Annotated in this window: 11 protein-coding genes; 4 read left to right on the forward strand and 7 right to left on the reverse strand. The window is 64.2% G+C overall.

Annotation, left to right across the window (positions count from 1 at the left end; all coding sequences use genetic code 11):
- Positions 1-84: 84 nt before the first annotated feature.
- Both CH290_RS19810 and CH290_RS19815 read right to left on the reverse strand, forming a co-directional pair.
- Positions 85-654: a hypothetical protein gene (locus CH290_RS19810; RefSeq protein WP_230621079.1), complete on the reverse strand. Its 570-nt coding sequence runs from the start codon at positions 652-654 to the stop codon at positions 85-87.
- A gap of 41 nt (positions 655-695) precedes the next feature.
- Positions 696-956 (reverse strand): PLD nuclease N-terminal domain-containing protein, encoded by a 261-nt coding sequence (locus CH290_RS19815; RefSeq protein WP_019665173.1) that lies wholly within the window; start codon positions 954-956, stop codon positions 696-698.
- Positions 957-1,099: 143 nt separating this feature from the next.
- Here CH290_RS19815 and CH290_RS19820 point away from each other — a divergent pair, with 143 nt between their 5' ends.
- Positions 1,100-1,672 carry a nucleotidyltransferase family protein gene (locus CH290_RS19820; RefSeq protein WP_019665172.1) on the forward strand — a complete coding sequence of 191 codons (573 nt, stop codon included), beginning with the start codon at positions 1,100-1,102 and terminating at the stop codon, positions 1,670-1,672.
- Between the two features lie 10 nt (positions 1,673-1,682).
- Here CH290_RS19820 and CH290_RS19825 read toward each other — a convergent pair whose 3' ends face one another.
- Both CH290_RS19825 and CH290_RS19830 read right to left on the reverse strand, forming a co-directional pair.
- Entirely contained in the window at positions 1,683-2,213 is a 531-nt protein-coding gene (locus tag CH290_RS19825; protein ID WP_019665171.1) for an SWIM zinc finger family protein, read from the reverse strand.
- Complete coding sequence (locus CH290_RS19830) at positions 2,210-4,012, reverse strand: DEAD/DEAH box helicase (RefSeq protein WP_033190258.1); 1,803 nt, start codon at positions 4,010-4,012, stop codon at positions 2,210-2,212. The genes CH290_RS19825 and CH290_RS19830 overlap by 4 nt, the downstream gene beginning before the upstream one ends.
- A 364-nt stretch (positions 4,013-4,376) precedes the next feature.
- Here CH290_RS19830 and CH290_RS19835 point away from each other — a divergent pair, with 364 nt between their 5' ends.
- Entirely contained in the window at positions 4,377-5,597 is a 1,221-nt protein-coding gene (locus CH290_RS19835; protein ID WP_033190257.1) for an ATP-binding protein, read from the forward strand.
- Between the two features lie 6 nt (positions 5,598-5,603).
- On the opposite strand, the gene CH290_RS19840 is transcribed toward CH290_RS19835, so the two are convergent.
- Both CH290_RS19840 and CH290_RS19845 read right to left on the reverse strand, forming a co-directional pair.
- On the reverse strand, positions 5,604-6,023 hold the full coding sequence (locus CH290_RS19840) for a glyoxalase superfamily protein (protein ID WP_230621078.1): 420 nt from the start codon (positions 6,021-6,023) through the stop codon (positions 5,604-5,606).
- Between the two features lie 82 nt (positions 6,024-6,105).
- Positions 6,106-6,690, reverse strand: coding sequence for a TetR/AcrR family transcriptional regulator (locus tag CH290_RS19845; RefSeq protein WP_033190255.1), 585 nt, complete (start codon positions 6,688-6,690; stop codon positions 6,106-6,108).
- Between the two features lie 79 nt (positions 6,691-6,769).
- On the opposite strand from CH290_RS19845, the gene CH290_RS19850 reads away from it, so the two are divergent.
- Both CH290_RS19850 and CH290_RS19855 read left to right on the forward strand, forming a co-directional pair.
- The gene (locus CH290_RS19850; protein WP_033190254.1) at positions 6,770-7,381 is read left to right on the forward strand and encodes an NAD(P)H-dependent oxidoreductase; all 612 of its coding nucleotides are present in this window, start codon (positions 6,770-6,772) and stop codon (positions 7,379-7,381) included.
- A 283-nt stretch (positions 7,382-7,664) separates the two neighbouring features.
- On the forward strand, positions 7,665-8,351 hold the full coding sequence (locus tag CH290_RS19855; RefSeq protein ID WP_033190253.1) for a methyltransferase domain-containing protein: 687 nt from the start codon (positions 7,665-7,667) through the stop codon (positions 8,349-8,351).
- A gap of 16 nt (positions 8,352-8,367) precedes the next feature.
- Here CH290_RS19855 and dnaB read toward each other — a convergent pair whose 3' ends face one another.
- The gene (dnaB, locus tag CH290_RS19860) at positions 8,368-9,765 is read right to left on the reverse strand and encodes a replicative DNA helicase (RefSeq protein WP_027498586.1); all 1,398 of its coding nucleotides are present in this window, start codon (positions 9,763-9,765) and stop codon (positions 8,368-8,370) included.
- Positions 9,766-10,303: the final 538 nt, after the last annotated feature.

The following is a 10,303-nucleotide window of genomic DNA, read 5'->3' on the forward strand; positions in this document are numbered from 1 at the left end:
CGCCCCACCGAAGGTCATTCCGCAGGCTCCACTCCCGCCCCACCGAAGGTCATTCCGCAGGCTCCACTCCCGCCCCACCGAAGGTCAGGATCGACGCCTACCCAACAGAAGAACCCCGCCGACGGCAACGGCCACGCTGACCACGCCGGCGACCCCGAGCCACAGGGTCGCCCCGATCGGAGGGGAATCGGCCTCCAGCACGGTGGGAGTGCCGTAGGAGCGCTCGGCAGCATCGAGCGTCGTACGATCGGTCGTCGGCGCCGTGGCCGAACAGCTGTTGACCTGCAGACGATCCCGCGACGACTCACCGCGTTGGGCGAAGAAGATGTACTCGTCACCGACCGCAAGCGTCGAGCCACACGCGGCCGACTCCGCGGCCGTCGACACCACGGCGTCGGCCTCCACGTCACCGTCGTAGATCTCGCTGACCCGAACGTCGTAGGTGAGTGTGCTGCCGTCGTCGCGGACATCGGTCGCCACCCCGACGAAGACCGCGCCGTCGGGAGACGAGTGCTGTCGAACACGGTCGCTCACCTGAGAAAGGACGTAGGCACACGTGCAAGCCTGCGCGACGGGGGGAGTGATGCCGGTCGCCAACCCTGCCGCCACGGCGCCGACCAACACGACTCGCCCTGCGATCCGCCCCGTACGCATGAGACCAGCGTCGCACGCCACGTCGGCGCAGTCCATGCGTTCTACCGCGGACGGTCGGTCGTGAAACTCGAACCGCGACCCCAGACGAACCACACGATCGTCCCCAGAAACGGGAACGCCAGCACGATCAGGACCCAGATCGCTTTGCCCGCGGTCGTGTAGTTCTTCGACTGCAAAATGCTGACCAGGGCGGCGACGAACAACGCGAACGCCGCGACGACAAGTATCAGAATCAGAACCCCGAAACCGAGGCCGAAAACCGTGGTGGCCGTGTCGTCCTGCGCGCTGAGTTCCAGCAACATCGAACGTTCCTTTCGTCGAAGCGGTGATGTGCACTCCACCCTACGAACGCAGGCGCCGTCACACATCGTCGTTGCGATGTACATTCCGTACACCTTCGGAACGACTCGACCCCGACCTCGGGTGCTGTGGCACGATCGGACGAATGGGGCGTGACGACTTTCTGACGGCAATCGAAACCAATCCGGTGGTCGTCGAGATCCTGGAGCGTGGACCAGAACTCGGGCTCACCGACTGGTATCTGACGGCAGGTGGCCTGTTCCAGACCGTCTGGAACCACGTCGCCGGCTCCGATCCTCGAGCCGGCATACGCGATTACGACTTTCTCTACTACGACGGCACGGACCTGTCGTACGAATCAGAGGATCGCGTCATTCGACATGCGGAAACTCTGTTCGCCGATCTGGGAGTCGACGTCGAGGTCCGCAACCAAGCCCGCGTTCATCTCTGGTACGAAGATCGCTTCGGCGCACCGGTGAAGCCGTTCCGAAGCACGGAGGACGGGATCGACCACTTCGTGTCCACCACCTGCTGTTTCGGGGCCCGCAGCGAGAACGACGGAACGACGACGGTGTATGCACCCCACGGATTCGACGACGTGTTCGCCGGGGTGATCAGGCCGAACCCGCTGCTTCCGATGCGGCACGTCTACGAGTCGAAGGCCGCCCGGTGGACATCGATCTGGCCGCATCTGACGGTTCTCCCGTGGCCGGAGTAGATGCGCCGTCCTACCCGTAGAAGGTCGCCGGGTCGAGGCCGTCGATCGGCAGCCGAGCGGCGTCGGCGTCGGGCGAGCTACTCACCCCGCGCAACTCGACCGCCGATACCGGGCGCTCGTCCATGCGTCGAGCAATCTCGAAGAACACCGCAAGCACGTGCACACAGGGACTGGTTCGTTTCGTGCAGTCGCAGTCGGCGGTCAGCTCGTCACGACTCGGACCGACGGGCATGCCTGCCTTCGACCATTCGGCGTGGACGGAATCCGGCACGTCGCCGGCGGGTAGACCGCGCAGCGCTGCTCGGGCCGACTCCGCAGCGTCGTCCGCCCAGAGGGGACAATGCAGGCTGACGTGCTGGTCACGCGCCCCGAACACGGTTGCTCTGATCGACCCGGCCGAGATCACGACGTCACCGACCTTGTCGTTCCGAACCAGTGATCGCGCCCGAGGAAGAGCTGGATTCGGTCGGGTGATGGACGTCGGCTGCGCCAGCCGTACCCAGTCACGCCCCCACGCGGTGACCCCGAGATCGTCACTCATCGGCCCGCCCCGATCTCGAGCAGCTCGCGAAGCTGACCGTCCGACAGTTTCGCCAGATCGCCACCGATGTCGAGCGTCGCTTCGCTGGTCGCGATGTCCGCGAGGTCACGCTTGTGTCCGTGCATGTCGTCGATCGACTGCTCGAGGGTTCGTTCGGTGAGCAGTGTGTGCACCGTGACGGTCTGCGTCTGCCCGATTCGGTGAGCGCGATCGCTCGCTTGGCTCTCCACGGCCGGGTTCCACCACCGATCGAAATGAACCACGTGCGACGCACGAGTGAGGTTGAGGCCGAACCCGGCCGCGCGCAGACTCAGGATCAGAATCGGTGGGCCGTCGCCCGATTGAAACTCGTCGACCATCGTCTCGCGGGCCGCAGTGGACAGACCGCCGTGCAAGAACGGCACCGGATGTCCGGTGACCTCGTCACCGAGATGCCGGGACAACAACTCGCCGGTCCCGCGATACTGCGTGAACACGAGCGCCGCCTGCCCGTCGTCGACGATCTCCGACAGCATCTCCGTCACCCGATCGAGTTTGCCTGATCTGCCCTGGATTTCGGCACCGGTACCGTCGACGAGCTCAGGATGATTGCAGATCTGTTTGAGGCGAGTGAGCAACGTCAGGATCCGTCCCCTGCGTCCGATCCCTGTCCCGAATCCTTCGGTCAACGAGCTGTCGAGGTGACGCCGATACAGTCGCTCCTGCTCCTGGGTGAGCGTGCAGACCACCGAATTCATCACCTTGGCAGGGAGTTCGGGTGCGACATCGACCTTGCGCCGTCGCAGAATATGCGGCCCCACGAGCTCACGAAGCCGACCCGCCGCGGCGTCGGACCGCTTCTGCTCGATGGAGACGACGAACCGTCGCCGGAAGCGCGCACGTGCTCCCAGAACGTCGGGTGAAGCGAACGCCATCAGGGACCACAGTTCGTCGAGTCGATTCTCCACCGGAGTACCTGTCATCGCGATGCGCAGGTGCGCCTGCAGCCTCCTGGCCGCGCGCGCCTGTTGCGAATCCGAGTTCTTGATCTGTTGCGCCTCGTCGAGAACCACTGTGTCCCAGTCTACTTCCGTGATCATGTCCGCATCGCTTCGCAGCGTCGGATAGCTGGTGATCACGACGGAACCCGGCCCGACGTGCTCGAGGCTCCGCGTCCTCGACGCCCCGTGATGAACGTGAACCTCGATGCCCGGCGCGAACTTGGTCAGTTCCCGAGCCCAGTTGCCGACCAACGACGTCGGGCACACCACCAGGTGCGGCGCATCGCGTCGCAGCGTGAAGACGGCGATCGCCTGCACCGTCTTTCCCAGGCCCATCTCGTCGGCCAGAATTCCCCCGCCGCTCGTTGCCACTGCGTTCATCCACGCGACGCCTGCCCGCTGATACGGCCGAAGTTCTGCCCGCAGAAGCGTCGGCTCACCCGCCCGCCGATGCAGCGCCGCGTCGACGGTGGACGCTGCAGACCAGATCGTCGTCGTGTCGAGTCCGACCGCCGCGTGTCCGGCAATCGGCAGCGACGAGACGAGGCCCTCCACGTCCCCACCAGCCGCAGACGCCACTGCTATGCGCGCCCAGACCCGCAGTGACCGACTCGCGCGATCTCCCGGTCGCCACGTGGTGAGCGCAGTGAGCGCGTCCGGCGCGTCCACCAGTGCAACCGGGACCGACAGCGCCTGCACCGATCGGGAGGCGGCGTCGGGCAGTGCGATGGTCAACGACGCCGGCGTTCCTGCAGGTAGTCCGGCCGCGACGGCATCCTGAGAGGGGCTGCCCGTGCCCCACCAGGCAAACTTGTCCAACTCGATCGAGTAGCACGCTTGCAGTGTTCCGGGGAGGTTCGCATCGACCGATGGTTCGTGGGTTCGGGCGTCTACCGTCGTGAAAATGTTCGTGACCTCCGGTCAGGGCACTGTGAGGTCCGACAAACCGCGTCGGACCCAACCTGGTGGGCGGTGAGGGATGGCGGGTTCCGATCGTTCGGCGATCGGCAGTGGGACAGCGCGGTCGGCCACCATCCGTGGGCTGAAGACCGTCGAGAGTAGACCGAAGTGCCGGAGTGTGCAATTACCGATCCGTGCGGCCGGGGTACCTCACTTTTCTCGCATGTCACAGAGTTTCTCGCAGCGATGTACTTACCTGCCGAGTGCCCCTATAACTCTTCCTATGAACAATCCCTACACACCCGAGTCGGGCGAGGTGCCGAGGGAACTGGCGGGACGCGAGAAGTACCGGTCGGCGTTCATCTCTCTGCTCGACGGCCTCGAACGCGGTCATACCGCACGGTCGCAGCTGATCACCGGCATGCGCGGCACCGGTAAGACCGTACTGCTCCGCGAGTACGTCTCGATCGCGCGGTCGAGGCGTTGGGCGATCGTCGACATCGATGCGGTCCGACGGGACGACGACGGATTCCGACGACAACTGGCCTTCGAATGCCGCAGTGCCTTGCTGGCCGTATCCGCCCGCGGGCACTGGGGATCGGAGGCGAAAAGAGCGTCCGGCGTACTCGGCTCGTTCGCCTCGGTGCTCGGAGCGAGCAGCCCCCTCACCGCGGAATGGACCGAGACGACGCCCGGGGCAGCCGACACCGGGCAGCTGTCCGCGGACACGACGGCAACCCTCCTCGCGCTGGGAGAGGCCGCGCGTGCCCACGACACAGGCATCGTCTTCGTGATCGACGAGCTACAGCGGCTCACCTCGGCACAGCTCTCCGCGCTGATCGACGCGTTCCATCGTTGCTACCTGCGCGAACTGCCCATCACGGTCGTCGGTGCAGGGCTCACCGATCCCGTCGACGAGATACCGGAGGGCGCGCAGCCGCCGAACCGACCGACCGTGGACGAGGTTCGAGCGCGCGCGGACCGCCTGTTCGAATTCCCGGTTCTCGGTGCTCTCGCCGACGCCGATGCCGCCGCCACGCTGCGCAGTGGAGGGTCGTGGACGGACGGAGCGGTCCTGGCCGCGTCGACGATCACGGGGAAATTTCCGGCGCTGCTGCACGCCCTCGGATTCGTCGTCTGGGACGCTCGCAACACCGACGTCGTCACCGAGGCCGACATCGAGAACGCCGTTCCCGAATACGAGAAGTTCGTCGACGAGAACTTCTTCCGTCGAAACCTCGGTCGCGTCGACGACGTGGACCTCGCGTACTTGCGCGCAATCGTGGATGCTCCCGCCGAGATCGACACCGCACGAGCCCTCGAACGTACCGTCGCGCAGTGCGCGCGAACACGGGCGGGTTTGGTGGACAAAGGGCTGCTGCACATCACTAAAAACAACGAATCGGTCTTCACCACACCGCACTTCGAGAGTTTTCTGCTACGAACGATGCCGACACTGGAGGTACCTGCCCGCAAACAGCGCCGTCGACGCTACGACCCGTGAACGGTCTCACCGGTTGGTGTACTCGTCCGGGTCCTCTACTTGGCAGAAACGCAGCACGTTCGACGACGGATCGATCACGGTCACCGTCGGCCCACCCGGCGCATCGGTGTCCAGACCCGGCCGCATCGACCGATACTCGGCGGCGTCGAGCTGCCGATGGAACGCCCGAATGTCCTGAATCGGAATCCACACGACAGTCCCCGGTGTTCCATCTCCATGATGCTCCGACAGATCGAGCACCGAACCGGAACGACGAACCCTCATGTACAACGGCATCCCGGGCTCGAACCTGTGCTCCCACTCCACGTCGTAACCCAGATAATCGATGTAGAACGCCCGCGTAGCCGCGTCGTCGAACATGCGAAGAATCGGGATGCTCGGGCCCAGAGCGATACCTGCGTCACCGGGCCGTTTCTTCCACTTCACGTGCACTCACCTCACGTTCGCGTCGCCGGGACAACAGTACAAGCTTCTCGGCTTGTCACGTCGAGCGCTGGATCCACCCGCTCTAGGCCCCGCTCCTGCCGGCGACGGCGACGATGGTCTCGGCCAATTGACTCGTGGCCTGATCCGGGGACAGGTCACCCGTCACGGCCGCACGAGACAGCGCCTCTGCCGCGCCGAAGATCGCGGTGATCGAGGGTACGGACACCCCCGTCGACGATTGGACGAACGGGGCAAGGATTTCGCGGCACCGCTGCGAATAAGCTTGGTCTGCAGCGCGTTTGACCTGCTCGAGCTCCGGCGATCCTTCCAGCGCAGCGAGTACTCCGGTGAGTTCACGGCCCTGCGCGAGCGTGCACCCGACGTACGAGTTGGCAATTGCCGCGGCACGGCCGTCGAGCGTCGCTTCTGCGTTGTCGAGGTACTCCTCGAGCATGGCCGCCTGACGGTCGTCGAACTCCTGGAAGAGCGCGGCCAGCAGCACCGCCCTGGACGCAAAATGGCTGTACACCACGGGTTTTGCAACTCCCGCCCGTTCCGCGAGCCGACCGAGGGTGAGAGCGTCGGCGCCCTCTGCTCGGACGAGCGCCCATGAGACCTCGATCAATTGGTCGTACCTTTCGGCACGCGACAACCTGGTCCGAGCCATCCACACACCTCCTTGCGCTATGTACCAATAGTAACCTACCTTTGGTACATAGCGTTCTTCGCCCAACGAAAGGATCTCCGTGAGCAGCCTCGTCGTAGTCTCCCATTCCGACCCGAACTCCCTCACCCACCACGTCGCACGCTCGACCATCGACGCACTCGTCGACGCGGGCGACACGGTGGAGTTCGCAGACCTCGCCGCCGAGAACTTCGACCCCCGCTTCACCCGGGCCGACCTGGACCTCTTCCGCGGAACCGGAACCCTCGACGCCGATATAGCGTCCGAGCAGGCCCGCGTCGACCGCGCGGACCACCTCGTCCTCGTCTTTCCCATGTACTGGTGGTCCATGCCCGCTCAGCTGAAAGGCTGGATCGACCGTGTGTTCATCAACGGATGGGCCTTCGACGACAGCCCCGACACCGGGTTCGTCAAGAAACTGGGTCGACTCACCATCCACCTCGTCGCCGTTGCAGCCGACGACGCCGACAGCTTCGGGCGCCACGGCATCGATCAGGCATTCGCCATCCAGATCGAACGCGGCATCGTCGAATACGTCGGGGCAACACTCGGATCCTCGACCTTCCTGCACGAATCCGAAACCAAGAGTCGCGAAACCCTTGCCGCCGAGGTGAACGTCATCGCCGACGCTATTGCATCCCGAGTGTCAGGGCGTGCCACCGTCGATGCATAGAGGTCAGGGGCTAGGCAGCGGCATGGATTGCCCGATACTTCGCCTGTTCGACGGGATCCCGCCGATTCGGCCGGGTATCGGGCAATCCGTGTCGGGCCTTTTCACGGGCTGATGTGTTTCACTGATCAGGTGACCACGTTCGTACAGCTTCGGTGGCGGCCCTGAACCCGCGGCCCTGACCTGTGCACTCCTTCGGCCGCCTCATGTCGGCCGACGATTCTCACCTGTACGTCGCGTTCGTGGTCGACGCCCGAGGTGGCCCCCATCCCGAGAGGACCACCCCATGACCCTCGACGTAGTGATGACCGCAAGATCGTTCGACGAATATCGTGCGATGTTCGGCCTGACCGACTCCGATCTGTCCCGTCGCATCCTCGACTGCCCTGCGGGCGCCTCCGGGTTCACCTGCGAGGCAACCGACCGCGGCAGCGACGTAACAGCCTGCGACGTAGCGTATTTCGCGGACGACCCGGAGGGACTCGCGTCCGTTGCACTGTCCGAGACTGATCGCGGGCACGCATACGTACTCGCGCACGCCGACCACTACGCGTGGACGTTCTTCGCTGGACCCGACGAACACCGACTCGCCAGACACACCGCTGCGCAACAGTTTTCGGCCGATATACGACGGCACCCCGGCCGGTACGTTCCCGGGCGGCTACCATCGTTGCCGTTCAGCGATGCCAGCTTCGATCTGGTGCTCAGCTCCCACCTACTGTTCAGCTACGCGGACACCCTCGACGCCGCGTTCCACCTCGACACGATCGTCGAACTCATGCGAGTCACGTCCCACGAGCTGCGAATCTTTCCGCTCGTCCCGGTCGGGTCGTCGGAGCCCTATCCTCGGCTCGCCGAGTTGCTCGACGAACTGCGCAACCGAAACATTCACTGCCGCACAGCGAACGTCGACTACGAGTTCCAACGGGGCGCCACGCAGATGCTCGTGTGCCACCACGGCCCGTCCAGCTGAACACCCAGCGCGGCGATCAGCCCCTCGCCATGTCCACGAAACGCGACAGGTGCAGCTGGTGAGCCACTGTGATGGTCGCCGTCGGGCCGTTACGGTGCTTACCCAGAATGAGGTCGGCCTCGCCGCCACGGGGGTCGTCGCGTTCGATGGCGTCGGGGCGGTGCAGGAGGATCACCATGTCGGCGTCCTGCTCGAGCGATCCCGACTCACGGAGGTCGGACACCATCGGCTTCTTGTCGGTGCGCTGCTCAGGACCACGGTTGAGCTGACACACGGCAACCACCGGGCATTCGAGTTCCTTGGCGAGAAGTTTGAGCTGACGGGAGAAGTCCGAGACTTCCTGCTGACGCGACTCGACCTTCTTGCCCGACGACATCAGCTGAAGGTAGTCCACGACAATCAACTTCAGACCGTTGCGCTGCTTCAGACGCCGAGCTTTGGCGCGAATCTCCATCATCGTCAGGTTGGGGGAGTCGTCGACGAACAGAGGCGCCTCACTGATCTCGCTCATCCGTCGAGCAAGCTTGGTCCAGTCGTCGTCCGTCATCTTTCCCGAACGCATGTCACCGAGCTTGATCTTGGCCTCCGCCGACAGCAGACGCATCACGATCTCGGTGCGGCTCATCTCCAGCGAGAAAATGACACTGGGCATACCGTGCTTGATCGAGCACGACCGCATGAAATCCATACTCAGGGTCGATTTGCCCACACCAGGCCTCGCCGCGACGATGATCATCTGACCAGGGTGAAGACCGTTCGTAATTTCGTCGAGCTCGGCGAATCCGGTGGGCACACCGAGGGAGATACCGCCGCGACTGGCGATGGAGTCGATCTCGTCCATCGTCGGCTGCAGCAGCTCCTCCAAGGGGAGGAAGTCCTCGGAAGTACGACGCTCGGTGACCTCGTACACCTCTGCCTGCGCACGATCCACGACCTCGGCGACGTCCTGGCCGTCCGAACCCGCGTACCCGAACTGCACGATGCGGGTGCCGGCCTGCACGAGCCTGCGCAGGATCGACTTCTCGGCCACGATCTCCGCGTAATAACCGGCGTTCGCCGCAGTGGGAACAGTCTGCGTGAGTGTGATCAGGTACGGAGGACCCCCGATCCGCTTCAGGTCACCGCGACGATCCAGCTCCGCCGAGACCGTCACCGGGTCAGCGGGCTCCCCGCGGCTGTAGAGGTCGAGAATGGCGTCGTACACGCTCTGATGCGCCGGGCGGTAGAAATCGCCGGGACGGAGCACCTCGAGCACGTCGGCGATGGCGTCCTTGCTGAGGAGCATGCCGCCCAGAACCGACTGCTCCGCCGCCATGTCCTGCGGGGGTTGACGACCGAAATCTTCGCCCGGGGCTTCACTGGGCGGCGGCTCGGAGGAGTAGTCCGATTGCCCTCGATCGTCCACAACTGCCACGTGAAGTCGACCGTCCTTTCCCCGTACGAAACCTCGCAGCCGACTACCGCACGACTACGTACCGACACAATTTCTACCCCTCGCCACCGACAAGAATCCCGCACGCGCACCCACGATCGGGCACCTCCGTGCGTCACCCCTTCTGCCGGTGGAGACACGCTGCTGGGACGTTAGGCGCAATCGTTTCCCGTCACAACACAGCCTGTGGATGAACCTGGGGATCGAATGTGGATAGTGCTGAACAACTGTGTTGACCATCTGGGGATAACCTGGGTATAACTTTCCGAATATCGACCATTCCACCAGCTCAAAGGGTGTACATAAACTTTCTGTCCTGTGTATGAATTATTGCGCGGCGTGTCGCCCAAGTTGACAACTCGGGCGTGTTGAGTAAATGCGAAGTGAACAAACCAGTGATTCACGTCACAGTGTCTGGGAACACTCACAAAACCAGTCGTCAGCCCGGTTTCGCTGCATCCCGCCCGAATCCGCGCCCGCCGCACGCCACCCCACCCCGCCTGCCACACCGCCCGTGCAC

Origin of the sequence: Rhodococcus sp. 06-156-4 (assembly GCF_002259345.1) — a bacterium.
Classification (GTDB): Bacteria; Actinomycetota; Actinomycetes; order Mycobacteriales; family Mycobacteriaceae; genus Rhodococcoides; species Rhodococcoides fascians_E.

Bases quoted from the DNA above. Each gene is read 5' to 3' on its own strand.
- CH290_RS19810 (WP_230621079.1), bottom strand. From the start codon at position 654: ATGCGTACGGGGCGGATCGCAGGGCGAGTCGTGTTGGTCGGCGCCGTG.
- CH290_RS19815 (WP_019665173.1), bottom strand. From the start codon at position 956: ATGTTGCTGGAACTCAGCGCGCAGGACGACACGGCCACCACGGTTTTC.
- CH290_RS19820 (WP_019665172.1), top strand. From the start codon at position 1,100: ATGGGGCGTGACGACTTTCTGACGGCAATCGAAACCAATCCGGTGGTC.
- CH290_RS19825 (WP_019665171.1), bottom strand. From the start codon at position 2,213: ATGAGTGACGATCTCGGGGTCACCGCGTGGGGGCGTGACTGGGTACGG.
- CH290_RS19835 (WP_033190257.1), top strand. From the start codon at position 4,377: ATGAACAATCCCTACACACCCGAGTCGGGCGAGGTGCCGAGGGAACTG.
- CH290_RS19845 (WP_033190255.1), bottom strand. From the start codon at position 6,690: ATGGCTCGGACCAGGTTGTCGCGTGCCGAAAGGTACGACCAATTGATC.
- CH290_RS19855 (WP_033190253.1), top strand. From the start codon at position 7,665: ATGACCCTCGACGTAGTGATGACCGCAAGATCGTTCGACGAATATCGT.